Origin of the sequence: Afipia felis ATCC 53690, from assembly GCF_000314735.2 — a bacterium.
Classification (GTDB): Bacteria; Pseudomonadota; Alphaproteobacteria; order Rhizobiales; family Xanthobacteraceae; genus Afipia; species Afipia felis.
Genome location: NZ_KB375270.1, coordinates 3,674,198 through 3,700,191, shown reverse-complemented (window position 1 = coordinate 3,700,191; position 25,994 = coordinate 3,674,198). Strand labels below are relative to the sequence as shown.

Here is a 25,994-nt window from a genome sequence, read left to right as displayed (position 1 = left end):
ACTTTCTCCTTCGGCTTATTGGACCGGTTGATGTTTCTTTCCGAGAAATGCTTCCATCACCGCCGGTGAGCCCGCCAGTTCGTCCGCACGCCCTTCAAGTTCGATTTTTCCATGACCGACGACATAGGCGCGATGCGAGATCGCAAGCGCCTGCGCTGCCAGCTGCTCCACCAGCAGGATGGTCTGTCCCGCTGAGTTGAGATCGCGCAGGATGCCCATCATCTGCTCGACGATTTTCGGCGCGAGGCCGAGCGACATCTCGTCGATCATCAGAAGATCGGGCTTGGACACGAGACCGCGCGCCACCGCGAGCATCTGCTGCTCGCCGCCGGACAGGCTGCCGGCGCGCTGCTGAAGTCGTTCCTTGAGCCGTGGGAAGAGCTCGAAGATATTCTCGAAATCACGCAGCACCGCGTCGCGCTCGGCCTTCCAGCGGCCATAGGCGCCGAGGATCAGATTGTCCTCCACGGTCTGGTCCGCGAAGATCAGGCGGCCTTCCGGCACCATCGCCAGACCACGGCTGACCTTGCGATGCGCTGGGAAATTCGCAGTCTCCTCGCCCTTGAACAGAACGCTGCCCGCGCGCGGCCGCACAAGGCCGCTGACACCACGCAGAATCGAGGTCTTGCCGGCACCGTTATTGCCGATGATGGAGACGAACTCGCCGCGGCGCACGACCAGATCGACACCCCGCACGGCGATCGCGGCGCCGTACTGGATTTCGAGACCGCGAACCTCAAGCAGCACGTCGTTTGCGCTTGTGCTCATGGTCAGGCTCCCTCCGCCACTTTGACCGCTGGAGCGACACCGAAATAGGCCTCGATCACACGCGGGTCGTTCTGAATGATGCCGGGTTTGTCGCTGGCGATGACGACGCCGTAATCGAGCACGGTCACGCGATCGGCTACCGACATAATGAGATCGACATGATGTTCGATCAGCAGCACCGAGATGCCGAGCGCTGCGGTGCGACGGATCATGCGATCGAGCTCGTCGATTTCCTGCGTCGTGAGGCCGGCAGCCGGTTCATCGAGCAGCAGGAGGCGCGGCGCGGTCGCGAGCGCACGGGCGATCTCGAGGCGACGCTGCATGCCGAACGGCAGGAAACGCGCCTGTTCATTGGCGAAGTCGGTGAGGCCTACAAAGGCCAGCAGCGCTTCGGCCGCATGACGGCATTCGGCTTCCTCCTTGTGGAAGCGTCCGGTGCGGAAGGCCGCCGCGAACAGCCCGTAAGAGAGCCGCTTCTGGTAACCGACCATGACGTTCTCCAGCACCGTGAGGTCACCAAACAGTTCGGTGTTCTGGAAGGTGCGCGCCACGCCACTGCGGGCCACGGTGTGCGGCGGCGAGCCGGCGAAGTTGGTGCCGTCGAGCGTGACGGTGCCCTCGTTCGGCCGGTAAAAGCCGGTGATAATGTTGACCATGGTCGACTTGCCGGCACCGTTCGGGCCGATCAGCGCATGGATTTCTCCCGGCGCTACCTGCATTGACGCCTTGTTGAGTGCGGTGAGGCCGCCGAAACGGATGGTGAGCCCCTCCGCCGAGAAAGGTGCAGGCGCCCATCCCGCCTTGGCGTCCTTCATCACCTTCTCGATCTCGCCGTCCGCCACCTGCGAGAAGGCAGATCTGCGCTTGAAGAAGCGCGCCGCAAAATGCGAGAGCGTGCCGAAAATGCCATGCGGTAGCACGAACATCACAAGTGCCAGCAACAGACCGTAGGCGAACTGCTGCCAGTACTGCAGTTGCTGCAGGTATTCCGGCAGATAGGTCAAGATCAACGCGCCGATCAGCGCGCCGACCGTGGTCCCTGCCCCACCCAGTACGACCATCAGCAGGAAGCGGATGGAGTCGTTGAAGGTGAAGCTGTCGGGCGAGATGTAAAGGTTGAGGTACGCATAGAGCACGCCACCCAATCCCGCCGTCGACGCGGCGATGACGAAGGCCAGCGTGCGCACACCGGTGGCGTTGAGGCCGACACCGCGCGCCGCGGTCTCGCTCTGCGACACCGCCAGCATGGCGCGGCCGTAGCGCGACTGCTTGATGTTGTGGGTGACGACCACGACAAGGAACAGAAGCGCGGCGAGCACGGCATAGTAGCGGAAGCCATCGAGTGGCCAGCCGAACAGCGCCGGCTTGGGAATGCTGCTGATGCCGGTGGTGCCGCCGGTGAGATGATCCCACTCAATGATGACATTCTCGACGATCAGGCCGAAGGCGATGGTGATGACGGCCAGATAGACGCCGCGCACCCGCACCGTGGGGTACGCGAGCAGCGCGCCGAACGCGCCGGCGACCACAGTGCCGGCCATCGCCGCGAAGATGAAATCCCAGCCAAGGCGGACTGCGAGAATTGCGCCGGTATAGGCGCCGAGCGCGAACAATCCTGCCTGACCGAGCGAGATCAGACCCGCAAGACCGACCAGCACGTTGAGGCCGAGCGCCACGATCGCGTAGATCGTGAACAGCATGAACAGCCGCAGCGAGTACTCGTTCTCCGCCGTGAACGGCAGCGCGACGAGGAAAATCGCCAGAGCGACGAAGGCAAGAGGCGTGAGAAGACGCTGGGTCATACCTTGAACACCTCGCGCTTGCCGAACAACCCTTGCGGGAAGACGAGGAGAACCAGGATGGTGAGACCGAAGCCGACAATCTCGCGTGCAGCTGTGGAGATGTAGCCCTCGACGAACTTCTCGACGATGCCGAAGCCGAGACCGGCGATGACAACGCCGGGCGCGCTGGTGATGCCGCCGATGATGGCGACAGCAAAGCCCTTGAGGCCGAGAGTCAGGCCCATCGACGCGGAGGCCTGCGTGATCGGCGCGATCAGAATACCGGCCGCACCGCCGAGCGCGGCGGCAAGACCGAAGGAGAATCCGAACATCCAGTTGACGTTGATGCCCATCAGCGAGGCGGCGTTGCGATCAAACGACACAGCCTGCATGGCGCGGCCGATCAACGTATGCCGCTGCATCCAGCCAAGGCCGAGCATCGCCAGCAGTGCGAAGACCGGGATCAGCAGTTCCTGCGGATAAACGCCGGCACCCATCACCGAGATCGCCTTCTCCACGCCCGGCGAAGGCAGTGCGCGCGAGAACCCACCGAACTCCATCGTCACCAACGCCTGAAGCATGATGCCGATTGCGATCGTGGTGAGCATCCAGCCGATCGAGCTGGTGGTCTTCGCGAAGGGCCGCACGGCGAACCGCTCGAGCAGAACGCCGAACACGCACGAGGCGACAATGGCGCCGAGAATTGCCAGCGGAAGCGGAACGCCCTGGTCGAGCGCCATGATCGTCAGCACCGCGCCGAGCATGAGGGTGTCGCCATGGGCGAAGTTCACGGCCTTCGCCGTGGACCACATGATGTGGAAGCCGAGCGCGACGAGGGCGTAGCACCCCCCGATCGCAAGTCCCGACAGAACGTACTGGATAATCGATTGCATTTGATCCGCCATGCGCACACCGGCCCCGATCGCGAGGCGCGCAGGCGCTCGCGACGTCCGGAGTGTGGGAGGAGGTCGCCCGCAAGGTTGCGGACGACCGAGGTGAATGGATTAGTTGCCAGCCTTGCCGTAGACGGTCTGCTCGATCGGCAGAAGCTTGCCGTCCGACCACACCGTCAGTTTGTAGTACTGCGGCAAGATCGCATCCTGACGTTCCGGATTCGAAGCATCGAAGGCCGGGTCATACTTCGCGACGAGGCCGTCGTACTTCACGGTGTAGAGTGCGTCATGCACCTTCTTCCAGTCGTAGGAACCGGCTTTCTCGATCGCCTTGGCGAGGATGTAGACCGCATCGTAGGAGTTCGCGGTCGCAGATCCCATCTTCAGTTCGGATGGATCCTTGAGCTTGAACTTCTTCTGGATCTTCTCCCACACCGCCTTGGTGCGCGGATTCATCTCACCCATCCAGGTGAAGGTCTGCATCACACGCACGCCGTTGGCGAGCGGGCCCGCGAGATCGCCGAGATTGCCGGCAATGCCCCACGCGCCGATGATCGTTGGCTTGTAACCGATCTTGTCGAAGCTGCGGACGATCTGGTTGCCTTCACGATCGAGCGCGAAAGTGACGACGGTATCGGCACCGGAGTCGCGGATACGGATCGCCTGGGCCGACATATCCTGGTCGTTCCAGTTGAAGGTCTCGATCGCCGCGGCGGTCTTGCCCTTGGCTTCCATCGCCGCCTTGAAGTCAGGCAGCGCGCCGTTACCCCAGCCGGTGTTTTCATACATGATGGCGACCTTGCCGGCCTTTGAGACCTTGAGCGCTTCGTTGGCAAGGAATTGCGCGACCCATTTGTCCTTGGCGGACACGCGGAACATGTAATTCGGCGATCCGCCGTTCTCGGTGATCTTGGTGCCCGCTCCGGTGGTGCCGATCCACGGAATGCCGATTTCGTTCACCGGGCCGACCTGCGCGAGGCCGACAGTCGAATGATAGCCGCCGAAAATCGCGATGCACTTGTCCGACAGCGCGATACGGCGCACGTTATCGACGCCACGCGGCGGCGCGCCGGCGTCGTCATACTGAATGAGCCGCAACTTCTTGCCGAGCACGCCACCGGCTTCGTTGATTTCGTCGATAGCGACTTCAGCGCCGTATTTCACCGCAGCGCCGCCGAATGCAGCCGGGCCGGTCAGCGGTCCGCTATTGCCGATACAAGGCTGCTGTTCAGCCTGTGCAGGTGCAGCCATGACGGCCAGAGCACCGACGGCGAGAAGTGATGTCGACCATTTCGCAAGAGTCATTTTATCGTCCCCCTTTGTCAGCTCGCTTGAGAACCGTTCATCGTGCTGTTGCACAAATTCAAGACCAAGCCGTCAGCCTGCACAAAGACGAAATCATTATCTTAGGTATAGGCGCTTCCTATACGATCCCGCACCTGCACAATGAATAGACAAAAAGTGCGCAAAATCAGCGCACGGACTGGTATACACAAAACTTAGAGGCACCCCTGAAGAGCTCGTAACGGAGCCAAACCGTGTGATATAGCCGCGGATGACAGCATCCTTTGGCATGAAGCAGCCGATCAAAAGTCATCGCCCTTCACCGGCGAATACATCGCTGAAAGAGTTTGGATATGGATCTGAGACAGTTGCGATCACTGGTCTATATCGCCGATTCCGGCAGCCTGTCGCGCGCTGCCGAAATCCTGCGCACCTCGCAACCATCACTCAGCCAGCAGATCAAGGACCTCGAAGCCGAACTCGGCCTTGAACTGTTTCATCGTCACGCGCGCGGCGTTTTTCTCACCGAAGTCGGACATACGCTCTATGCCCATGCGCGTTCGATCCTGAAGGATGTTGCTTTCGCCAAGGAAACCGTTCTCACCCAATCGCGCAATCCAAGCGGCAAGGTATCCGTCGGCTTTCCCACGTCCGCGTGCCGCGGCCTTTCGGCACCCCTGATCGAGAAGGTGAAGGTGGCCTATCCGAACATCTCGATCCATCTGATCGAAGCCATGACCGGAACGCTCGACGAGTGGATGCAGACCGCGCGACTCGATATCGCGGTGCTGTACGACCCGCGCGTATTCGCCAACATCTCGTTGTATCCTGTCGGCGTCGAAGACCTGATGCTGATTGCTGACCGCAAGAACCAGATCTTGCTTCGCAACTCGATCGGCTTCGTCGAACTGGAGAACATTCCGGTGGTGCTGCCCGGAAAACAGCACGTTCTGCGCAACTACATCGAGCACCTTGCCACCCGCAACGGAATTACACCACGCGTCGTGATCGAAAGCGATTCTTTCGCCGCGATCGTCGAAATGGTGAAGGCCGGCTACATGACGATTATGCCGCACTTCGCGATGTTGCAGGAAATCAAGGCCGGCCTGTTCGGCGCAGTTCCGATCATGGACCCGACGCCGAACTGGAGTTTCTCGGTCGTGGTGTCGCAGCGGACGATCAACATGCTCTCCACCGAGGCAGTCGCAAAGATTCTGGTCGACCTTATGCGTGACCTGATCCAGGGCGGCACCTGGAAAGCACGCCTGCTATCCAATTAAGGGAAAGTGGTGGTCGACGCCTCGCAACGAAACTCAGTGGCCTTCCAGCAGATGCTCCAGCAGACTCGCGACTTCAAGCCGTTCAACTACGGCCTGATGATAGACGAGGTAATAAGCGTAGGGTGAGGCTGCCGTCACATCGAAGAGTGATACGAGCGCTCCCGCGTCGAGCAAAGGCTTCGCCAACGATGCGCGCGCAAGAGCCACGCCGAGCCCGCTCGCAGCAGCCTGATAGAGCAGCGAAAGATCCTCAAAGCGATGCCCGGCGCGCGGCTCGTCCCAATCAAGACCGGCAGCGACGAACCATGGTCTCCATATTTCGAGTTTACTGCGCAGAAACTGCGCACGCGCCAGATCTTTCGGCTCCCGCAGACCGTTCTCCTCGGCATAGCGCGGGCTCGCCACCACAAAAATCGGCTCGCCGAGAAGGCACCGGCTTTCCATGCCAGCATGGTTTCCCGTTCCAAAACGAATGTCGAGGTCGGTATCACCAACCTTATAGTCGAGCTGCGACATACTGAGTTCGATCGACACTTCAACATCCGGATACTGGTCGAGAAAACTCCTGAGCCGGGGAAGCACGATCATTCTGGCGATGGTGGGCGGCATCGTCAGCGCAATCCGCTTCTTGCGCGAGGTCTCTCCAACCTGAGCCGCCACATCATTCAGAGCGGCAAGCGCCCTTCTGACAGCAATCAGATAAGCCGCTCCCGTCGGCGTCGGCATCAACGATCGCTGGGTGCGATCGAAAACCGGACTGCCAAGCATCTCCTCCAGCATTTGGATGCGGTGACTTACCGCACTGCGCGTAACGCTCAATTCCTCGGCCGCTTTTGAAAAAGAAGACAGCGGCGCCACCGCTTCAAAGGCGAAGAGCACATGCAATGGCGGAGCCCTCTTGACCATTGTCCCGTTCCATAAAGTCCGACCACGCACGCAGCGTGAATGTTTCTGGCATCTGCGGTCAAAAAAACTCACCGCCGGCGTAGATGAGATTTTTCTACATTATAAGCGCTCTAAATGTCGATCCGGCGGCTCGAGCACGGATGTCTCCATCGCAATCGACTTGAGCATCAAGAGCACCAAGGAGGACGCGCCGATGGCGGATTCACGACACATCTTGAAACTTCACCTCGACGACAACGTCGGCATCGCACGTGGCGCGATTCCGGCTGGCACCCTTCTTGAGGGCACCGACGTCACGACCACGCAGGAAATACCCGCTGGGCATAAGGTCGGCCTCAACCCAGTCGCGAAGGGCGAAGAGGTGCGGCGTTATGGGCAGATCATTGGCTTTGCAACGACACCCATTCTTCCCGGCGAGCATGTGCACACCCACAACCTCGCAATGGCGGCGTTCGACCGCGATTATGCTTTCGGAGAAGGCGCCGTTTCCGTGGCTCCGCCCGATGATGCATTGACCTTCATGGGGATCAAGCGACCCGACGGACGCGTCGCGACGCGGAACTATATCGCCGTGATCAGCACGGTGAACTGCTCGGCGAGCGTCGCCAAGAAGATCGCGCATCACTTCAATATGTCATCCCGTCTCGACGAGTATCCCAATGTCGACGGCATCGTTCCTGTGACACACAGCTTCGGCTGCTGTGTCGAACACGATGGCGAAGGCCTGAGGCAGCTTCGCCGAACCATCGCCGGCTTCGTCACTCACGCAAATTTTGCCGGCGCCGTGATCATCGGCCTCGGCTGCGAAGCCAATCAATTGAAGCCACTCCTCGCCTCCGGAAACACGGCAGCAGATGCATGCGTGGTCCCACTCGTCATGCAAGAACTCGGAGGAACCCAGAAAACGATAGATGCGGGAATCGCGGCCATCGAGAAGATGCTCCCCGCCGCCAATAAGGCTGAACGTACCCCGCAGCCTTTGTCTCATCTGAAGGTCGCTCTGCAGTGTGGCGGATCGGATGGCTATTCGGGAATCACCGCCAACCCGGCCCTTGGCGTGGCCGTGGACAAGCTCGTGGCCCACGGCGGCACGGCAATCCTATCGGAGACACCGGAAATCTATGGCGCCGAACATCTTCTTACACGCCGCGCCATCAGCAGGGAAGTCGGCGAAAAGATCGTGGAGCGGATTCACTGGTGGGAGGCTTACGCCGAGCGCGAACGTGGCAGCATCGACAATAATCCGACCCCCGGCAACAAGGCGGGTGGCCTGACCACGATTCTCGAGAAGTCGCTTGGTGCTGTCGCTAAAAGCGGGATGACGCCGCTGATGGATGTCTATCGCTATGCCGAACCTGTGACCGCGTCCGGTCTCGTCTTTATGGATGCACCGGGATACGACCCGATGGGCACCACGGGACAAATCGCGAGCGGCGCAAACCTGATCGCTTTTACGACCGGGCGCGGATCCTGTTTCGGCGGCAAGCCATCGCCCTCCATTAAGATCGCAACGAATACGCCGATGTTTGAGCGCATGCGCGACGACATGGACATCAACTGCGGCTCGATCATGGACGGCAACGCGACGGTGCAGGAAAAGGGACAAGAGATTTTCGAAACCATCATCCGCGTTGCTTCAGGCGAGCAAAGCAAGAGCGAGACGCTTGGTGTCGGCGAGGAAGAATTCGTACCGTGGATGATCGGCGCCCAGATGTAATTCGAAACCGACTGCTTTCGCAGCTTCGCGGCTGCTACCGCCAGCGGCGCCATATCCGTCACTGAAAAGAGCGCCCTACGGCGCTCTTTTTTTGTATCAGCGAAAGCCGTGACCGCCCCGTGGATCTGGGAACGCCATTATTGCGCCCCTCGATATTTCGTCACGTTACCAAGCCGACGGAACCCTTGTGGGAGCCGGAATTCCGCGCCGATTTTGATCAGCGCAGAAATCACGGAAGCAAATTGTCAATACATCGTCGTCCCGGAAGCAAACTTTTGACACATCAAAGAGGCGAAAAAGGGGAGAGATTCTTGATCCTCAAAGGAAAACCATTGGCACTGAAATCGTTGCGGCACGTCGCTTTTGTTTGCCTGTTGATTGCAACCGCCTTGATGTGCGGCCAGCCGTCATCCGCCTTCGCGCAGGGTAAGGCTGATGCGTCTCCCCCCGCCGCGAGCCCATTGACGCCCGAACAAGCCAGGGCCGCTCTCGCGACATTGCAGGACGATGCCAAGCGCAAGGAGATGATCGAGACGTTGCGCGCGATCGCCAACGCGACACCAGCGCCGCCCGCCGAAAGCAAACCCGCGATTCCGCTCACCGCCGACAGTCTCGGCGCCCAGCTTCTGTTGACCATCTCCAAGCAATTCACCGATACGGCACATGAAATTGCGGTGGCGGCACAATCAGTGACGCGTTTTTCGGCGCTCTGGCATTGGATTCGCAACAGCGCAAACGATCCGACGACATATCAGTTGCTGTTCGACATCGCCTGGAGGCTTGCCGTTGTATTCGGAGGCGCGCTGGCCGCCGAATGGCTCGCGGTCTGGCTGTTGCGCCGTCCGCTGGCGTGGCTTGACGCCCGGATCCCCTTCGTTGCCCGCGCACCTGTTACCGTTCTCGATCGTATTGATCCCCCCTCCTCCACCGCAGACGGCACCGAAGCTCCAGACTTCCGGCGCCGGCATCGCAGCCTGACCAGAATTTGGCAGTCTCTCCTGCGCCTCCCCTTTGCGATTGGGCGACTGGCGCTCGAACTCTTGCCGGTGGTCGTGTTTGCCGGGACAGTCGCGCTGCTGCTTGGCACCGATATTGGCGACGTCGGCATCGCACGGCTGGCTATCATCGCCGTGGTGAACGGCTATTTGATCGCGCGCGCAATCATCTGCGTGATGCGTGCTCTGTTCGGGCCGCTCAGCCTCTTTCCCGTCCGGGCGGAGATCGCAGCCTATATCGAGATATGGTCTCGCCGCCTCGTCGCTGTCGGCGTCACCGGCATCGTGACGGCGAATATCGCGCTGTTGCTTGGCCTTTATCACTCAGCCTATCTGGCCTTGATCCGGCTTGTGATGCTCGTCGTTCATCTGTTTATCGTTGTGATCATCCTGCAGTGTCGTCGGCCGATAGCCGAAATATTGCAGGCCCCCGCGGGGGCGGTCGGCGTCATGAGCATTTTCCGCAATCGCTTTGCCAAGGTGTGGCATATTCTGGCTATTGCACTGGATCTGGCGCTATGGACGATTTGGGCGCTCAACATCCAGAATGGATATTCTCTGCTGCTGCAATACTTCGTTGGCACCATTGTCGTGCTGCTGGGCATGCGGCTCGTATCGATGGTCACGCTGGGATTGATCGATCGCGGCTTCCGCATCAAGCCGGAAATCCTGCAGCGTTTCCCCGGACTGGAGGCACGGGCCAATCGCTACCTCCCCCTGCTTCGCCGTGTGGTTACTGCAATCGTGACGGCGATTGGCTTCATCGCCTTGCTCGAAGTCTGGGGCGTTGATGCGATCGTCTGGTTTTATGGCGGCCAGATTGGAAGCCGTGTCGTCTCGGCGATCGTGACCGTTGCCATCGCTGCATTGATTGCCGCGATGGTCTGGGAGGGAAGCAATGCCCTGATGGATCGCCAGCTCTCATCCCTGACACGGAATGGCCAGTTTTCCCGCGCCGCGCGCCTGCGGACTTTTCAGCCGATGCTTCGCACCACACTGCTCACCGTGATCATTGCGATCGTGGCGCTGACAGCGCTGAGTGAGATCGGCGTCAACGTCGCTCCACTGCTGGCAGGCGCCGGCATTATCGGCATCGCGATCGGCTTTGGCTCGCAGAAACTGGTACAGGACGTCATCACTGGCCTCTTCCTGTTGATGGAGAGCACTGTGCAGGTTGGTGATTACGTTAAGCTGTCCGGGCTTTCCGGCGCAGTCGAGAACGTCTCCATTCGCACCATCCGGCTTCGCGCGGACGATGGTGCCGTCCATATCGTGCCGTTCAGCGCCGTGACCACAATCACCAATTCAAGTCGCGGTCTCGGCAATGCGGCAGTGTCCGTCAGCGTTCCTTACAAGGAAGATACCGACCGAGTGGGCACAGTCCTCAAGGACATCGTTGCGCAGATGCGCCGCGAGGATGATTTCAAGCCACGGATCCGCGGCGATCTCGAATTGTGGGGTGTGGACAAGGTCAATGGGGAGATGGCGACTCTCGTTGGACAGATTCGCTGTACGGATTCAGGGCGCTGGCCTGTGCAGCGCGAGTTTAACCGGCGTGTAAAAATCCGTTTCCAGGAAGAGGGAATCGAGATCGCGTCCTCCAATCAAACTGTTTTCTTGCAGCTTACATCGCCTGAAACTGATGACAACGCGGATACCTCATCCGGCAGCGGACGAGGAAAATCTGGTCAGCTCTACAAAATTTGAGCGATGGGAATCCCTGGCCGAGGCCCCGCGCGATCCATCTTGTGCGTCTGAAATCCTAGGACGTTTTCTGGACTTCAACTTCGATGCCGCCATCGTTTCGCAGCACTTTGGCCGAGACAGTCTCTCCATCTCGGAATAAACCGACATCGACAGTTCTGTCGTTCAACTCAAGGTTCTGCAAAACAATCATATTGAGAGAAGGCGGCAAGATTGGCTTTTCAAAAATGATGCGATTTTGCTCGGGCTTGAAACGGATGCCGAGGCAGGCTTGCAACAGACCGAGAGGTGCGGCGCTTGCCCATGCCTGCGGAGAGCACGCCACAGGATAAAGTGTCGGGGCCTGCCCTCGCGAGCGCGGAAACCCACAGAACAGTTCCGGCAGCCTCTGCAAATCCATCCGCGAGGCCGCGCCCACCATCGCTTCGAACAATGTCGCGGCGGACAATTTTAGTCCATACCGATCAAGACCCATCCCAAAAAGCGCATTGTCGTGCGGCCAGATTGATCCATTGTGATACGACATTGGATTGTAACGGACCTCACCATCGGCGACCGTCCGAACGCCCCACCCCGACAGAAATTTCGATGACATCAACGTGGACGCAACCTGACGCGCTTTTTCATCCGGGATTGCGCCTGCAAAAAGCAAATGCCCGACATTGGAAGTTTGCACTTCACACAGCTCCTCGGCCCCGTCGAGCGCAATCCCGTAATTGCCGATCCGATCCGACCAGTAAAGCTGGTCGATTTTCGATATCAACTGCTCCGCTTCGTTGCGGAGTCGCTGTCCCGCCGCTTCCCCATCAAGACGAGAAGCAGCTTCAGCGATCGAACGCTTCGCCGCGACTACATAGGCTTGAACTTCTATCAGGGCGATTGATCCTTCCGCCAACCTTCCGTCGGCGTGAAATACCGAGTCATAAGAATCCTTCCATCCCTGATTGGCGAGCCCCCCTTCATTGTTTCGCGAATGACGCAAAAGACCGTGCGGGTCATCTCGCGAATGCTCGTCAATCCAGCCGAGCGCCGCCTTGATGTTCGGCCAAAGCTCCTTCAATAACGAGATATCCGAGGTTCGCGCGAGATAATCACCGGCGAGCAAGACGAACAACGGAGTGGCATCCACGCTGCCGTAGTATCGCGCAAATGGCACTTCGCGAAGACGCGCCATTTCGCCTCCCCGCATTTCGTGGATAATCTTCCCCGGCTCGGCGTCATTGGTCGGGTCGTATTCCGTAGCCTGAAGCGCCGCCAACCGGCGCAATGTTCCTCTCGCGACCGACGGCATACACCACAGCAACTGTAGTGCAGTGATCAGCCCGTCGCGCCCAAATGTTGTCGAATACCAGGGAATACCGGCATATGGATATTCGCCCTCGGGCGTTTCAGTCATGAGAGACCTGAGATCCGAAATCGAGCGAGCGACAATCTGATTGAAAATGTCGCTCGACGTTCCGATGCCGATGCCACCACGGCGGTCCTGGCGGTTTCGGCGCAGTGCCGCTTTAAAGCCTTGAAAGAACGTCGGCTGACCGACGCGGCTTTCTTCGCCCACCACCGTGGAAATGAAGATCGAGGTACGTTCGCCGGGCTCGAGACGGACGCGATACGTTGCATACCCTGGCCGAAATTCGGTCGGCTGCGGCATGAAATTCAAGATGCTGCGATAGAGGACCTCGTCCAATCCGACATAAGAAAGTATAACACGCGATCCATCCGATTCCGGCACCACGCTACGGCCGCGCTGCTGGCGCTGCATGCCGCGCACTTCAAAAATATCCGCAAAATCGTTTGCAAACAGAATATCGATCTCGAGGTCAACGGCCCGACATCCGAAGTTGCGAATGGCAATGCGAGAATGAAACGCTTCATTCCACACAAAGCATGTTCGGGCGATATGGATTGAGTCTTTCGCCAGCATCAACGTCTGGCCGGAAAATATATCCGGATTTGTCAGGTGCGCCGTCATCGTCAGATTATCGTCGCGAACTCCGGCACCGAGCAGGAGTGTTTCGTGGCCGTTGAGCCGCAGCTCGAGGCGGGACAGGAACCGGGTATCGTTATTGAAAACACCGTCCGGATCGCCGGATGATGCGCCGATATCTCCATGATTGTCGACGACGGCGAATGTATCGTTGTGCTTGAGCCGATACCGAGGCCGTGTCGGAGAACCTTTCGCCACAATATAGAAAGGAGCCTCGTGCGGCGGACCGATCTGCCGCGGGAATTTCAGAGTTGTCATCGATATATCCCGGCTTTTTTGCGAAACGTCGGGGCGAACGGCGAAGTTCCATCAAATCGAGAAAAAGGAACACTCGAGCAGCTTCAGCATTAGCTTCACACCATCCTTGGATTGCATTGCGAGGCTGCATGCAGCGATCGAAAATCGTCAAGTTATACGTCCACATCGGTGTGACAGCTTTGGGGCTCACTGCCGCATATCCTGCTTTCGCGCAGGCTCAGCAATCGTCCCCGGGCGCTGAGCAAAATTCGCGTCCGGGCAGCAGTCAAAATCCTGCTCCTGCGCCCGTTCCTGCTCCTGCTCCAAACCTTCCAAACGACAGCGAGCACAGCACTATCGGTGTACCGGCCACGGTGATGGCAACCGACAAAATCGAGAGCATCCTTGGCAAAGAAGTCAAAAGTCCCACGGGCGAAAGCATGGGGCGCATTGTGGACATCATCGTCGATCGATCCGTAACCGTCCGAGGCGCAGTGATCGATTTCGGCGGCTTTCTGGGAGTGGGCAGTCGTCAAATCGCAGTCGCGTGGAAAGCGCTGCGCTTTTCCCAACAAAACAAGTCCAATGTTTTGATTGTTGATTTCACGAAAGATCAGCTCAAGGCAGCACCTGCCTACAAAGCCGGCGAACAGGTTGTCCTGCTTCACCCACCCGCCAGCACGCCCGCGCCAGCGGATACATCCGCCGCCTCTGCTCCCGCGAATCCACCGGCTCAAGCCGCATCTCCCGAAACTCCGGCGAAATGAGCGGGACCGGCGAATGCGATGGATGACCAAGACCGCCGATTTGTCAAAGAAGACCGGTCTTCCGATCTGACGGCAGATCGGCGACGCAGCCTGCGCGGCCTTGATTGGTTTGTTTTCTTCGTTGCAGACGTCCAGACCGGCTTCGGGCCATTTATCGCGGTTTATCTGACGGCGCATAAATGGACGCAGATCGACATCGGGCTCGTGCTCACTGTTGGCGGCCTCATTTCCCTATTTGGACAGATTCCCGCCGGGGCCCTGCTTGATGCGCTTCCATCGCCACGGCGAGCCGCCGCCATATCGGTGTGCCTTGTCGGATTGAGCGCCCTGATCCTCGCGCTCTGGCCCTCTCACCTCGGCGTCTACACATCACGGGTGCTCCAGGCCGGCGCCAGCTGCATCCTGGGCCCCGCGATTGCGGCCATTTCTCTCGGCATCACACGTCCAGATGCCGTCGGACAGCGCTTTGGCCGCAACGCCGCTTTCGCTTCGGCCGGGACAGGTATCGCGGCTGCCGTGATGGGGTTGTGCGGCTACTATATCTCCAACCAATCCGTCTTCATCGTCACGGCCTTGCTGGCACTGCCCGCTCTTTTCGCACTCCTGCAGATCAAAGAAAGTCATATCGATACAAAGCGATCCCATGGCGGCGATCGTCAGGATTTATCAAGCCTGACCGAGATCATGCGGTTCGCGAGTGCGCACCGCCCGATCTTCCTATTCGCATCTTGCGTGTTCTTGTTTCATTTGGCGAACGCCGGCGTGCTCCCTCTCGTGGCGAGCAATTTCACGGCGCGATCAAGTACGACCGCAACATTTCTCATCGCCTTGGCAATGATCCTTCCGCAGTTCACCGTTACCATTATCTCGCCTGTGGTTGGACGCTTGACCGAGCGGTTCGGGCGCCGGACCTTCCTGATACTTGGCTTCGGTGCGCTTTTCGTTCGCATTCTCCTGACAGCTTTAAGCAGCAGTCAGGCGACTGTTGTCCTTCTTCAGGCACTGGACGGTATTTCTGCCGCGGTTCTCGGCGTTCTTGTCCCCCTTACCATCGCCGATCTGACGCGCCGGACAGGTCGTTTCAATCTGGTTCAGGGTTTCGTCGGGTGCGCGATGGGGCTTGGCGCCTCCCTCAGCACAACATTGGCAGGCTTCCTCGCCGATCGGTTCAACACGATGGATGCCCTCATCAGCCTGAGCGCAATCGCTGCCTCAGGACTGCTGATCGTATGGATCGCAATGCCCGAAACGAAAAGCGACCAGGATGAGGCTTGACGGAATCAGCCCGCAACCAGCTGCGGTTTGAAAGTTGTGCGATCAGCCGCGGATGCCAGCCTTTTATAGATCGCAAGGTAATCTTCCGCCATTCGTCGAGACGTGAACCGCTCTTCAAATCGTCCACGAATTGCGGACCTTGAAAGCTTTGTGAGATTATTGATGGCACCGGCGGCACTCAATTCATCCTCAACGATGAATCCTGTCACTCCGTCTTCGACGATTTCAGATACCGAGCCGCGATTATAGGCAATGACCGGCGTACCGCATGCCATCGCCTCGATCATCACCAGCCCGAACGGCTCCGGCCAGTCGATCGGCACAAGCAGTGCCATGGCGCCGCTCAGGAACTCCGGCTTTTCATGATCCGATATTTCCCCAATGTATTCGACATGGGGCAATTCAATTAACGAGCGAATTTCATCGTTGAAATAATCCTCGTCCGCGGGGTCGACCTTGGCCGCAATTTTCAGTGGCAAACCGCAATGCGCCGCGATCCGGATCGCACGATCGACACGTTTCTCGCATGAAATGCGTCCAAGAAATGCGAGGTAGCCCGGCTTTGTCGACTGAGGCTTCAGTAGGTTGATCGGGAGCCCATGATGAACGGTACCGATCCAGTTCGCCTGATGGATAGGGCGTCTTTGCGAGTTGGAAATCGAAACCACCGGAACCTTGGAAAATCGTTCGAATACCGGCTGGTGCTCTGGAAGGTCGAGACGACCATGAAGAGTCGTCACAAATGGAACCGATTGCCGCGACATCACTGAGAAGGGATAATAATCGAGATGGAAATGCAACACATCGAAGTTTGCTGCCTGCCGGCAGACTTCTTCGATCATCGAAATGTGAAGAGCATTTGGATCGCGTACCGATCCATCAAGCCGGAGCGCCTTCGGCCACATCGCGTTCAATTTTGCTTGAGTGATGGAATCGCCGCTCGCGAACAGCGTTACATCGTGTCCCATTTCGACCAGCTCTTCAGTCAACCAGGAGATGACTCGCTCTGTTCCGCCATACAATTTTGGGGGCACGGCTTCTGTAAGCGGAGCAATTTGAGCGATGCGCACGTTCATTCTCCTTCTCTCTGAACTGATCAGCCGTCACGAAATCGGATGTTTTCGTCGATACCGTGTTCAAAGCGTGCAACGATCAAATTTGTTCCGTGTCGCAACATCTCCTGAATTGATGCGTTAGCAATGGCCGCCGATACTTACCTCAATGGAACTCGAATGAAGAATATTTGTAGCTGGCGAGAGAAGCCCTTTGCCTATCTGCTGCATTACGTGTTCGCTCGCCCTTTTGCGCATGCCGCAATTTTGGCTTCCGTCTTCGCAGCCGTTGCCTGCTCCGTGAGCACACAATACGGCCTCAAGATTCTAGTCGATGCGCTGACATCGAACGGACGGCCGCCTTGGCAGCCATTTCTTGTCCTCGTCGGATTCATCGCGGCCGATAATCTTTTCTGGCGATTGGCGAGCTGGATTGCGAGCTTTACGTTCGTTCAGGTAACCGGCGACGTTCGCAGGGATCTGTTTCGCCACCTTACTTTGCATTCGCACAGCTTCTTTTCCGATCGACTACCCGGCGTACTGACAAGCCGCATCACTGCGACATCGAACGCAACTTTCACGATCGAAAGCATGTTCGTTTACAACGTGCTTCCACCATGCCTCGCTTCAATTGGAGCGATGATCTATCTCGCGAGCGTCAATCTGCACATGGCCGGCGCCTTGCTTCTGACAGCATCCATCGTTGTCTTCATCATGTTTCGCATCGCGTCGCGCGGAAAGCCGCTGCATCACGATTTCGCCAGCAAGGCTTCGACAGTGGACGGCGAAATGATCGACGTTGTCGGGAATATGGGGCTCGTCAAAGCCTTCAGCGCTGTCGGGCGCGAGCACAGCCGGTTCGATCAAACCATTCAGCACGAACTCAGCGCGCGTCGCAAAAGCCTTCTTTACCTCGAGCGGCTCCGCCTCGGCCACGCCGTCGTCACCGTAACCTTCACGCTTTGTCTGCTCGCTTGGGCCATTCTCCTTTGGCAACAGGGAAAGGCGAGCGCTGGCGACGTGGTCATGGTTAGCACGCTCGGAATATCGGTCTTGAGCGCCACCCGCGATCTTGCGGTTGCACTGGTCGATATCACACAGCATTTCGCCCGGCTGTCCGAGGCGATCTCCACGCTGCTCGTTCCTCATCAATTGTCGGACCATCCCGAAGCCATATCGATCGTCCCGCGCGGGTCCGATATTGCTTTTGACAAGGTCGACTTCGCCTACTCGAAGGGAAATCAGGTTTTCCGCCAATTCAGCCTTCACGTGCCGTGCGGACAGCGGCTCGGACTTGTCGGCCCGTCGGGTGGCGGCAAATCAACCTTGTTTTCCCTGCTACATAGATTTTACGACGTCGACAGCGGTCAGATTCTGATCGAAGGGCATCCTATCGACAAAATCAAACAGGACAGCTTGTGGAATGCGATTGCGACGGTGCCGCAGGACACCGCCCTGTTCAACCGCTCGCTGCTGGAAAACATTCGCTACGGCCGTCCGGACGCGACAAACGAGGAGGTCTGGCGTGCGGCAATGGATGCGCGATGCAGTTCCTTCATCGAAGCCTTGCCTGATGGATTGAACACGATTGTCGGCGACCGCGGACTCCTTCTCTCCGGCGGCCAGCGTCAGCGCATTTCAATCGCGCGCGCTTTTCTGAAGAATGCGCCGATCCTGCTGCTTGATGAGGCGACATCCGCTCTCGACGCAGATTCGGAAGAAGCAATCCGCGAGGCTCTGAATAGATTGATGGATGGACGAACCGTCATCGCCATTGCCCATCGGATATCGACGCTGCGGCAGTTTGATCGAATTGTCGTGATCGATGCCGGCACGATCCTCGAGGATGGGTCCCCACAACAGCTTATGAAACAGAACGGGCATTTCAGCCACCTGATGAAGAAGGAACGCCTTGCTCTGACGACCTATGCGGCAGCATGAGATGCCCCCCCACACCGGTTCCCATCAGCGGATACTTGCGAAACAAAATGGCGTCTTGCCCGTTTTCAATGCTCTACCGAAAGGAGCATCCATGAAAAAGGCAGCATTAACAGGTGTCGCCATCGCACTGGTTGCCTCAGCACTTACGATAGGCTCCGCAGAAGCACGTGGCTGGCACCGAGGCGGTTGGGGTTGGGGCCCGGGCATTGGTTTTGGCCTTGCAGCCGGTGCGTTGGCTGCGGGGGCTTACGGCGCCTACGGTCCTTACGGGTATGGTTACGGTCCGGCTTACTATGGCGGTTACGGTCCCGCGTATTACGGTTACGGCCCCGCCTATTACGGCGGACCGTACGCCTACTATGGCGGGCCCCGCTATTATCGACGCCACTATGGGTATTACCGGCACTGGTAAGGAAGCAAGATTGACCGTCAACAACCTCGCTGACCCTATCGCGGTGTACTCCTAAGCGAAACGCCGGCTGCAACATGCAGCCGGCGTTTCAATCCAGCACTGACCACAAAAATTGGGCGACCGCCGAGCCAGCCAGAGAAAGACCCGGCCTGACGCTCGTCACAAGAAGCCTTCGTTAAACCACCCGAATAAACGGCTGATCGCCGCCAGGCTCGATCTCAACCTTCGCGCCGTTTGCAATGGAGCGCGTGATGTCGACATCGAATCCGGAAAGCAGCGTCACGCCCGCGAGCGCAGCACCCTGCACCATGATCGGATTCACGGCGTTCAGAACAAGCGCCGCCGGAATGATTTTACGCGATGCCATCTCGTAGAGCATCCACGCGGTCGCGACACCGCCCTTGGCAGCATCGAGAATGAGGATCCGACCATTGTAATTCTCGCCTGCCAGCTTGTGTTCCGGCCTGGAGAAGACACCTTTGATCCGATCGAGATCATATCGCGCGGAAAAACCGTCCTTGGCGACCAATGCCTGGCCTACGATCTTCTGGCCCATTCCTGATTTTGCGTAAAAAATCTGATCACTCATTTGCTCAACCTTCCGCCGTCGCACGCGACATCAATGCATTTTTCCATCGAGAGCAGCGCGGGCGTATAACCGTAACCGCCGAGAATGTTGGTGAGCTTGGCGGAGTTCGTCGCCAGCCTCTTCCAGCCGTTGGATTCCGCCATTTCTCTTGCGTAACTCTGGTAGAAGCACATGCCGGACAACACGCTGGCGCCGGAGGCTTCGATCTTCGCGGTGATACCCATGCGGTCAGCATCCGGCTTCACCTGCGGGCTCGTGATGGCGAGCGTCGGGATTTTCGTCTTGCGCCCCTCAAGCAGGATCGCAATCTGCCGCAGTTCCACGAGGCTAAGCTGCGGTGCGGAGAACACCACGATATCAACCTTGTCGATCGCTCCGCCGTAAGACGCCTGCAGGCCACGCACATCGGCTTCGGTGACATTATAAGTGCGCAGCGATGCAGCATTCGGCGCGACATCCTTGAGCGTCGGCGCCTCGGGCGTCACCCCAACGATGTGAAACAGCGCGACCGAGCCGAAGCTCGCCATCGCCGCGCCAAAGTGCTTCATCTCGTCGGAGGTCGGCGAGTGATCGATGCCGACAACCGCCGGCACCTGCCAATAGTCGCCCGCGAGCCTGCCAATGTAGGCGCCCAGCGCGCCCCACTCGTTGAGTTCGCGCGGCGTCCAGTTGACATTGACCACCAATGTCGCCTGGCGATGCTGGTCGAGATGGAAACCATAACGCGGCGTCCGCCCGGTCAATCCGGCACTCAGGGCCGACGGGCCGCCCTCGAAATTCGAGCGCGCGCCGCAAACGCTGTTGGAATAGATCACGACGCCCGTATCGCCATAAGCGACGTGCTCTCCGCGAACCGGCGGCATGATCGTCTGATAATTGATGCAGGTATCCGTCATCAACACGCCGAGCGATTGAAAGGCGTCGATCGCACGACGTTCGAGATCGACCATCCACGATTGCTGCTTCAGGCGATTCGCCGCGGCGAAGTCCGTACCGCGCGGGTCCGTGATGGTCGGAATACAGACGAGCCGCTCCTTTTCAGGCAATTTCGCCCAGCCCTCGAGCCACTCGACGCCGGCCTTGCCGAGAGATTCAGTATCGGCCATCACATGCGCCTGCAGTACGGGCACCATATCCTTGGCACCAAGATAACGGCCGACCTTGAGTTGGTGATCCATGGCCCATTGACGCAATGGGCCCGCTTCGCCAGCAAGCAGCGACTGTTCGTAGTCCGTCAACTTCATTTCATACGCTCCGGTAGCCAGAGGACGATCTCCGGCAGGTAGTAGACAAGGTAGAGAAAGACGATCTGCGTCAGGATGAACGGCATCACACCGCGCGCCAGCTTTTCGAGCGGAATGCGGCTGATGCCGTGGATGGTGAAAAGATTGATTCCGACCGGCGGCGAGATTTGCGCGATTTCCATCGCCATCACCGCAAATATACCGAAGGTCAGCGGATGCATGCCGAGATGCATCGCGACGGGGAAGAAAATCGGCACCGAGATCAGCAGCATCGCCGCTGATTCCAGAAACATCCCCATCACGAGATAACCCAGCACGACGAGGGAGAGCGTCACGAAATGACCGCCGGGAACACCCGCAATCGCCTTCGCAATGGTCTGCGGCACTTCTTCGTAAGTCAGGTAATGCGCGAAATACTGACCGAAGATGATCAACATCAGCAGCATGACGCTGGTTCGTGTGGCGCTGAGCACGGCGCGCCAGGTGTTATCGAAGGTCAACCTGCTTTGCAGCATCCCGAGTGCAAGCACGTAGAGCACCGCAAGCGCACCAACCTCGGTCGGCGTAAACACGCCGAGGTAAATTGCTCCGATGATCACTGGCGGCAGCAGAATGACGCCGATGCTGCGCCGAAGCAGCACCCAATGCTGACCTTTCGCAACTGGGACAGATTCGATCTGCGGATGCGAGCGCCAGGCATAGATCGCGAACACGATCATCATCAGAATGCCGGGAATGACGCCGGCAATGAACAATTGCCCGATCGAGGTATCGGTGATGATGCCGTAAAGGATCATCGGGATGGACGGCGGAATGAGAATCCCGAGCGTTCCACCCGCCGCGACAAAGCCGCCGGCTCGCGTATCACCGTAACCGGCTTCCTTGAGCGCCGGAATGGCGACATAGCCGACCGTCGCCGCCGTGGCGATCGACGAACCGCAAATAGCCGCGAATATGCCGCAAGCAATGATCGTGGCGATGCCCGAGGCATTGCGCACGCGACCGGCGAAAGCGTTGACGACCAGATAGAGATCGCGGCCCGCCCCGCTCTGCTGCATGATCGTGCCGGTCAGAATGAAGAGCGGGATGGCGATCAATTCGTATACGTGGGTGGACTGCCATACCGTCTCGGTGAAGCCGTAGAGCGCGGTCGTCCAGCCATGAGCCAGGACAAAGCCTGCAAATCCCGCGAGAGCCATCGCCACGAAAACCGGCAGGCTCATGGCCATCAGCAAAAGAAAAAGAAGAACGATGAGAATTCCTGTCGCCATCGCTCAGCCCTCGACTACACTAGGATAATCGTCACGGATGAGCGAGCTGAGCGCTTCGAGCGCCAGCACAAAAGCACCGATCGGCATGACGGATTGCGGGATCCAAAGCGGTGCGTCCAGAATCGTACCGGACGTGTATCCCGCGTTATAATTGTCGAGGACGTAACCGGCGGTCAGCCACGTCATCATCACCGCAAAAGCGAATGTTGCAAAATATGCGATACGATCCGCCCAGCGGCGACCGGCTGGCCCAAGCATATCGGCGAATATCACCATCCGAAAATGCGAACCGGAGCGCAATGCGTAGGCGCTGCCGAGAAATCCGGCCGCGATCAGCAGATAAAGCGATACGTCGAATACCCAAATTGAGGGTATGCGCAACGTGCGGGTAATCGCATCGAACGAAACAAGAAAAGCAAGCACACCGATGATGGCAGCACTTATCACCGTCAGAGTGCGCGTCGCGAAATCGATCATCTGAAGTAACATGGCGTTTTCCTCCCCTCATGAGAGGGGCATTGCCCCTCTCCGCCTGTGTCAGCTTCCAGACTTCATCATCGCAACGAGTTCAGGGGGGAATTTCTTCGTGAGATCCTCGCGATGTTCTTTCAACGCGTCGGACCACGCCTTCCATTCAGGCGTGCCAGGCGTGAGGACATTGACCGTCAAACCTTTTGCCTTGAGGTCGGCGAGATAGGCCTTGTAGCTGCGATCGAGCTCCTTGTTGTTGGCTTCGCTTGCAACAACATTCGCTTCGAGGAGGGCTTTCTGTACGTTCGCGGGCAGTTTTTCGAAGCGCGATTTGTTCATGAGGAAGCCATTCACGAGCGCACCAAGCATGCCGCCGCTGCCGAGTACATGATCCGTGACCTCGAAATGCTTCAAGCCGTAAGCGCCTTGCAAACCGCCGAGTGCACCGTCGATCGCACCACGCTGCAGGGCGGAGTAGACGTCGGCAACGCCCATCGTGACCGGCGCGATTCCGACCGCTTTCATGCTTTCCGACGCGCCCTTCGAATAGCCGCGCATCGTGTGCCCTTTCATCGACTCGGGCAGCAGGCACGCAAACTTACAGAAGAACGCCGGCGCACCGATATCGAACAGGGCAAGAAGCTTGGTGTTCTGCTTCGCCATGAGCTTGTCGAAATAGACAAACAACGGCTGGCCCGGCGCGAGCGCCTTCTGGCTGTCTTCCATCGTCAGCGTCCAGAGCGGACTTGCAGCAATCGAAACCTGCGGAATCCGGCCGGCCCAGCTGTCGAGTGTCGTAAGCGAAATGTCGACCTGACCACCGGGCACAGCGCTCGGCACGAAAGCCTGCTTCACGAGCGTGTCGTCGGGGAAGAACTTCCACTCGACCTGACCGTTCGTGCGCTTTTTCACTTCATCCATGAACACATGCGCGTAGACCTTCACTTGCGGATGCGAGGAAGCACCCCAGGTCGCAAGCGAAAGCGTGATCTTCTCCTGTGCCGAAGCGTTTGCGACAGCGCTGACAGCAAGCGCGAGTGAAAGCGCCCCGTAACGGAGCACGATCTCGCTCCTTCGGCGCAGTTCGAGAAACCATCCTGAAGTCAGATTGCACTGGCGTGTATGGACTTTACCCACTACTCCCTCCCCTCTATTTGGCGTTTCCTGATGCCGGTTTTCCGGCTTATCTTTATGATCGGAAGACGTTATAATACCTATTAGATACAATATGAGACAACTATGAAAGCCAAGTCAAGGACCGCGACCGGCGAGGCCGCAAATTTGCGCCGCGGCGATCCGCGTGCGCTGCACGAACAGCTCAGCGCCAGGTTGCGGACGGAATTTCTGGCGACCCACCCGCCGGGTGAGCAACTGCCAACCGAGGAAGCCATCTGCCAGACCTATGGTCTGAGCCGGGTCACCGTGCGTCGGGCCATCCAAACTCTCGTCGATCAGGGCCTGCTCATTCGCCGACAGGGCAAGGGGACCTTCATCGCCCCGCCTCGTCCGCACATTACTTATGAGATCGACCGACTCGGCCCGTTCATGGATGCCTTTGCAGCGTCAGGCGAACAGGTGACGGCGCATCTCGTCGATTTCTATTGGGGGACCGAGAAACAGGTGCCAGAGTGCTTCGCGCCGGCGCAAAGCGTGCTTCTCTATGAACGGCTTTACGAGACAGGCGGCACGCCGCACGGCTTTCTTCAAATCGCCATTCCGCCGCATCTCGGCGAGCGCATCAGCAAGGCCGACACCGCCTGCCTCGGCGTCTATCAGATTTTGCGGGAGCGCCTTGGCGTTGAGCCCTATCGCGCATCGTTCAACATCAGCAGCGCATTACCGGATCACATTCTCGCCGGGCGACTCGGCGTTTCGCCGACAACGCCTCTTCTCTCTCTCGAGCGAATTTCATACGACGCGAAGGGTGAGGCCATTGAGCGAACGATCCATTACCTGCTGCCGGAAGTCTACCAACTGAGCGTCAACGTCCAGGCAAAACGCCCTCAGCAAAAACCCGCATCTGAACGGTCAAAGAAGAAAAACGCCTGAGCGAGTTCGGATGGGCGGCTACCGCGGTCTCACGAGCAGCGGCCCGAAGTAAACTGCGAACCCAAAAAATGCGGCTACCCACGCAAGCGCAGCAACGTAAAGCAATGGCATGCTCCAAGCCGGAAAAATGACTGCGCCGATGCGGGCAATCGCAGCGGTTACGATAGCTATGTATATCCCCTGCGTGGACAACGAAGCAGTCAGTTGCTGACCGGTGTGGCCAAGGCTCGCACGCGTCATCACCGCCAACGTCATGACCCCGGCGCCTCCTGCCATCCATGCATGGATGGCGGCACTTGCGGGAACAAGATCGAAGGCCGCCGCCGACGCCAGCAGAAAACCGGCCGGGATGAAGGCATAGCCCACATGCAGGATCAGGACGAGGCGCTCTTTCAATGTGCGATCTCCGGCCCATCGGCCAAGACGAATGACGTGTAGAACACCAGCCGCTGCAAGCAACCAGCCGACAAGGCCACCATCCTGACGGACAACCCACACCAGGAGCATCGCGGCGCTCAGAATGACAATCGCCATGTCGAATCTTGCGAAGGGAGACGGCAGACGCCCGGGATTTTCACGCACCAGCCAGTTACGCGTGAAACTTGGAATGATGCGCCCGCCGATCAGCATGATGAGCAGGACCACGACTGCGATCCCGACGCGAATGCCGTAATCCGCCGTGCCCGAGATATGTGCCTCAAGATGAAAAGCAATATTCCCGATGAGGAGAAGGACGACCAGCCCGACAACCTTGAGATTACGCCAATTCCGTCCAGCGAAAACCTCACGCGCGGTAGCGGCGGCAATAAGCGCAAGAAAACCAACATCGATCAGCATGGCCGCGAGCCAGCCGATCTCGACCGAACATGTCACGGCAAAACGCCCCAGCAGCCACACGATGACCAGCACAAGCAACGGCGTGCCCTGCACCGGAAGCCGTCCGGTCCAGCTCGGGATCGCGGTGAACAGAAACCCGGTGATCACTGCCGGCAGATAGCCGTACAGCATTTCATGCACATGCCAATCGCGAGGAATGAACGCAGTTCGTAACGTCAGTTCGCCCAGAAACACCGGCAACCAGACCAGGATGGCGAGCCCTGCATAGACTGCGCCTAACAGGAAGAATGGCCGAAACCCGAAGGATAAAATGGCGGGCCCCTGATAATCCCGGAGCCGCGACCCCGGAGGACGCTGTGTCATTTTGCACTCTACGCTGGACCGGCGCTCCAGCAACTCACTGATCCGCACACTTCGGGAAACGAAGAATTACATCTGTACGATCAACGGCCGGATCACGTTATGCAATAATGAAAAGGCGGGCTTATCGAGATGACGTGAATCAACATCTCGATCTCATCGCGGAGGTCATCC

At 58.5% G+C, this 25,994-nt stretch carries 22 protein-coding genes; 8 read left to right on the top strand and 14 right to left on the bottom strand.

The features are described from left to right. Positions 1-15 precede the first annotated feature (15 nt). From HMPREF9697_RS17665 to HMPREF9697_RS17650, 4 genes are all read right to left on the bottom strand, one after another. Positions 16-768, bottom strand: coding sequence for an ABC transporter ATP-binding protein (locus HMPREF9697_RS17665; RefSeq protein ID WP_002718610.1), 753 nt, complete (start codon positions 766-768; stop codon positions 16-18). Between the two features lie 2 nt (positions 769-770). Continuing rightward, positions 771-2,570 carry a branched-chain amino acid ABC transporter ATP-binding protein/permease gene (locus HMPREF9697_RS17660; RefSeq protein ID WP_002718609.1) on the bottom strand — a complete coding sequence of 600 codons (1,800 nt, stop codon included), beginning with the start codon at positions 2,568-2,570 and terminating at the stop codon, positions 771-773. Then, positions 2,567-3,442 (bottom strand): branched-chain amino acid ABC transporter permease, encoded by an 876-nt coding sequence (locus tag HMPREF9697_RS17655; RefSeq protein ID WP_002718608.1) that lies wholly within the window; start codon positions 3,440-3,442, stop codon positions 2,567-2,569. The genes HMPREF9697_RS17660 and HMPREF9697_RS17655 overlap by 4 nt, the downstream gene beginning before the upstream one ends. A 111-nt stretch (positions 3,443-3,553) precedes the next feature. Further along, positions 3,554-4,747 (bottom strand): ABC transporter substrate-binding protein, encoded by a 1,194-nt coding sequence (locus tag HMPREF9697_RS17650; protein ID WP_002718607.1) that lies wholly within the window; start codon positions 4,745-4,747, stop codon positions 3,554-3,556. Between the two features lie 332 nt (positions 4,748-5,079). Here HMPREF9697_RS17650 and HMPREF9697_RS17645 point away from each other — a divergent pair, with 332 nt between their 5' ends. Continuing rightward, complete coding sequence (locus HMPREF9697_RS17645; RefSeq protein WP_002718606.1) at positions 5,080-6,006, top strand: LysR family transcriptional regulator; 927 nt, start codon at positions 5,080-5,082, stop codon at positions 6,004-6,006. Positions 6,007-6,039: 33 nt separating this feature from the next. Here the strand turns inward: HMPREF9697_RS17645 and HMPREF9697_RS17640 are convergent, their stop codons facing one another. Further along, a complete protein-coding gene (locus tag HMPREF9697_RS17640) occupies positions 6,040-6,912 on the bottom strand; it encodes a LysR substrate-binding domain-containing protein (protein ID WP_002718605.1) in 873 nt (290 codons plus the stop codon). 193 nt (positions 6,913-7,105) lie between these two features. Between HMPREF9697_RS17640 and HMPREF9697_RS17635 the strand changes: the two genes are divergently transcribed. Next, positions 7,106-8,629, top strand: coding sequence for a UxaA family hydrolase (locus HMPREF9697_RS17635; protein ID WP_002718604.1), 1,524 nt, complete (start codon positions 7,106-7,108; stop codon positions 8,627-8,629). Between the two features lie 283 nt (positions 8,630-8,912). Here HMPREF9697_RS17635 and HMPREF9697_RS21745 read toward each other — a convergent pair whose 3' ends face one another. Next, the gene (locus tag HMPREF9697_RS21745; protein ID WP_430644713.1) at positions 8,913-9,272 is read right to left on the bottom strand and encodes a hypothetical protein; all 360 of its coding nucleotides are present in this window, start codon (positions 9,270-9,272) and stop codon (positions 8,913-8,915) included. A gap of 190 nt (positions 9,273-9,462) precedes the next feature. Here HMPREF9697_RS21745 and HMPREF9697_RS17630 point away from each other — a divergent pair, with 190 nt between their 5' ends. Then, positions 9,463-11,331 carry a mechanosensitive ion channel domain-containing protein gene (locus HMPREF9697_RS17630; RefSeq protein WP_430644712.1) on the top strand — a complete coding sequence of 623 codons (1,869 nt, stop codon included), beginning with the start codon at positions 9,463-9,465 and terminating at the stop codon, positions 11,329-11,331. A gap of 55 nt (positions 11,332-11,386) precedes the next feature. On the opposite strand, the gene HMPREF9697_RS17625 is transcribed toward HMPREF9697_RS17630, so the two are convergent. Beyond that, a complete protein-coding gene (locus tag HMPREF9697_RS17625) occupies positions 11,387-13,573 on the bottom strand; it encodes an amylo-alpha-1,6-glucosidase (RefSeq protein WP_002718602.1) in 2,187 nt (728 codons plus the stop codon). A 128-nt stretch (positions 13,574-13,701) separates the two neighbouring features. On the opposite strand from HMPREF9697_RS17625, the gene HMPREF9697_RS20615 reads away from it, so the two are divergent. Continuing rightward, positions 13,702-14,319, top strand: coding sequence for a PRC-barrel domain-containing protein (locus HMPREF9697_RS20615; protein WP_002718601.1), 618 nt, complete (start codon positions 13,702-13,704; stop codon positions 14,317-14,319). Positions 14,320-14,337: 18 nt separating this feature from the next. Then, positions 14,338-15,594 (top strand): MFS transporter, encoded by a 1,257-nt coding sequence (locus HMPREF9697_RS17615; RefSeq protein ID WP_002718600.1) that lies wholly within the window; start codon positions 14,338-14,340, stop codon positions 15,592-15,594. Between the two features lie 5 nt (positions 15,595-15,599). On the opposite strand, the gene HMPREF9697_RS17610 is transcribed toward HMPREF9697_RS17615, so the two are convergent. Then, positions 15,600-16,664, bottom strand: coding sequence for a glycosyltransferase family 4 protein (locus HMPREF9697_RS17610; protein ID WP_002718599.1), 1,065 nt, complete (start codon positions 16,662-16,664; stop codon positions 15,600-15,602). A 162-nt stretch (positions 16,665-16,826) separates the two neighbouring features. Between HMPREF9697_RS17610 and HMPREF9697_RS17605 the strand changes: the two genes are divergently transcribed. Next, the gene (locus HMPREF9697_RS17605; protein WP_002718598.1) at positions 16,827-18,587 is read left to right on the top strand and encodes an ABC transporter ATP-binding protein; all 1,761 of its coding nucleotides are present in this window, start codon (positions 16,827-16,829) and stop codon (positions 18,585-18,587) included. A gap of 91 nt (positions 18,588-18,678) precedes the next feature. Continuing rightward, positions 18,679-18,999, top strand: coding sequence for a hypothetical protein (locus HMPREF9697_RS20610; RefSeq protein WP_002718597.1), 321 nt, complete (start codon positions 18,679-18,681; stop codon positions 18,997-18,999). A 175-nt stretch (positions 19,000-19,174) separates the two neighbouring features. Here HMPREF9697_RS20610 and HMPREF9697_RS17590 read toward each other — a convergent pair whose 3' ends face one another. The 5 genes from HMPREF9697_RS17590 to dctP are packed head-to-tail and all read right to left on the bottom strand — an operon-like array spanning position 19,175 to position 23,636. Next, positions 19,175-19,588, bottom strand: coding sequence for an aconitase X swivel domain-containing protein (locus HMPREF9697_RS17590; RefSeq protein ID WP_002718596.1), 414 nt, complete (start codon positions 19,586-19,588; stop codon positions 19,175-19,177). Then, entirely contained in the window at positions 19,585-20,832 is a 1,248-nt protein-coding gene (locus tag HMPREF9697_RS17585; RefSeq protein WP_002718595.1) for an aconitase X, read from the bottom strand. Before HMPREF9697_RS17585 ends, HMPREF9697_RS17590 begins: the two co-directional genes overlap by 4 nt. Beyond that, positions 20,829-22,103, bottom strand: a complete 1,275-nt coding sequence (locus tag HMPREF9697_RS17580; RefSeq protein ID WP_002718594.1) for a TRAP transporter large permease — start codon at positions 22,101-22,103, stop codon at positions 20,829-20,831. Before HMPREF9697_RS17580 ends, HMPREF9697_RS17585 begins: the two co-directional genes overlap by 4 nt. A gap of 3 nt (positions 22,104-22,106) precedes the next feature. Beyond that, positions 22,107-22,592, bottom strand: coding sequence for a TRAP transporter small permease subunit (locus HMPREF9697_RS17575; protein ID WP_002718593.1), 486 nt, complete (start codon positions 22,590-22,592; stop codon positions 22,107-22,109). Positions 22,593-22,640: 48 nt separating this feature from the next. Continuing rightward, entirely contained in the window at positions 22,641-23,636 is a 996-nt protein-coding gene (gene dctP, locus HMPREF9697_RS17570; RefSeq protein WP_002718592.1) for a TRAP transporter substrate-binding protein DctP, read from the bottom strand. Positions 23,637-23,813: 177 nt separating this feature from the next. Here dctP and HMPREF9697_RS20205 point away from each other — a divergent pair, with 177 nt between their 5' ends. Beyond that, a complete protein-coding gene (locus HMPREF9697_RS20205) occupies positions 23,814-24,623 on the top strand; it encodes a GntR family transcriptional regulator (protein ID WP_002718591.1) in 810 nt (269 codons plus the stop codon). An 18-nt stretch (positions 24,624-24,641) separates the two neighbouring features. On the opposite strand, the gene HMPREF9697_RS17560 is transcribed toward HMPREF9697_RS20205, so the two are convergent. Further along, complete coding sequence (locus tag HMPREF9697_RS17560) at positions 24,642-25,823, bottom strand: NnrS family protein (RefSeq protein ID WP_002718590.1); 1,182 nt, start codon at positions 25,821-25,823, stop codon at positions 24,642-24,644. Positions 25,824-25,994 lie beyond the last annotated feature (171 nt).

Excerpts from the sequence above, each read along its gene's own strand:
- HMPREF9697_RS17665 (WP_002718610.1), bottom strand. The coding sequence starts at position 768 with ATGAGCACAAGCGCAAACGACGTGCTGCTTGAGGTTCGCGGTCTCGAA.
- HMPREF9697_RS17660 (WP_002718609.1), bottom strand. The coding sequence starts at position 2,570 with ATGACCCAGCGTCTTCTCACGCCTCTTGCCTTCGTCGCTCTGGCGATT.
- HMPREF9697_RS17655 (WP_002718608.1), bottom strand. The coding sequence starts at position 3,442 with ATGCAATCGATTATCCAGTACGTTCTGTCGGGACTTGCGATCGGGGGG.
- HMPREF9697_RS17650 (WP_002718607.1), bottom strand. The coding sequence starts at position 4,747 with ATGACTCTTGCGAAATGGTCGACATCACTTCTCGCCGTCGGTGCTCTG.
- HMPREF9697_RS17645 (WP_002718606.1), top strand. The coding sequence starts at position 5,080 with ATGGATCTGAGACAGTTGCGATCACTGGTCTATATCGCCGATTCCGGC.
- HMPREF9697_RS17640 (WP_002718605.1), bottom strand. The coding sequence starts at position 6,912 with ATGGTCAAGAGGGCTCCGCCATTGCATGTGCTCTTCGCCTTTGAAGCG.
- HMPREF9697_RS17635 (WP_002718604.1), top strand. The coding sequence starts at position 7,106 with ATGGCGGATTCACGACACATCTTGAAACTTCACCTCGACGACAACGTC.
- HMPREF9697_RS17625 (WP_002718602.1), bottom strand. The coding sequence starts at position 13,573 with ATGACAACTCTGAAATTCCCGCGGCAGATCGGTCCGCCGCACGAGGCT.
- HMPREF9697_RS20615 (WP_002718601.1), top strand. The coding sequence starts at position 13,702 with ATGCAGCGATCGAAAATCGTCAAGTTATACGTCCACATCGGTGTGACA.
- HMPREF9697_RS17615 (WP_002718600.1), top strand. The coding sequence starts at position 14,338 with ATGGATGACCAAGACCGCCGATTTGTCAAAGAAGACCGGTCTTCCGAT.
- HMPREF9697_RS17605 (WP_002718598.1), top strand. The coding sequence starts at position 16,827 with ATGAAGAATATTTGTAGCTGGCGAGAGAAGCCCTTTGCCTATCTGCTG.
- HMPREF9697_RS20610 (WP_002718597.1), top strand. The coding sequence starts at position 18,679 with ATGAAAAAGGCAGCATTAACAGGTGTCGCCATCGCACTGGTTGCCTCA.
- HMPREF9697_RS17590 (WP_002718596.1), bottom strand. The coding sequence starts at position 19,588 with ATGAGTGATCAGATTTTTTACGCAAAATCAGGAATGGGCCAGAAGATC.
- HMPREF9697_RS17585 (WP_002718595.1), bottom strand. The coding sequence starts at position 20,832 with ATGAAGTTGACGGACTACGAACAGTCGCTGCTTGCTGGCGAAGCGGGC.
- HMPREF9697_RS17580 (WP_002718594.1), bottom strand. The coding sequence starts at position 22,103 with ATGGCGACAGGAATTCTCATCGTTCTTCTTTTTCTTTTGCTGATGGCC.
- HMPREF9697_RS17575 (WP_002718593.1), bottom strand. The coding sequence starts at position 22,592 with ATGTTACTTCAGATGATCGATTTCGCGACGCGCACTCTGACGGTGATA.
- HMPREF9697_RS20205 (WP_002718591.1), top strand. The coding sequence starts at position 23,814 with ATGAAAGCCAAGTCAAGGACCGCGACCGGCGAGGCCGCAAATTTGCGC.
- HMPREF9697_RS17560 (WP_002718590.1), bottom strand. The coding sequence starts at position 25,823 with ATGACACAGCGTCCTCCGGGGTCGCGGCTCCGGGATTATCAGGGGCCC.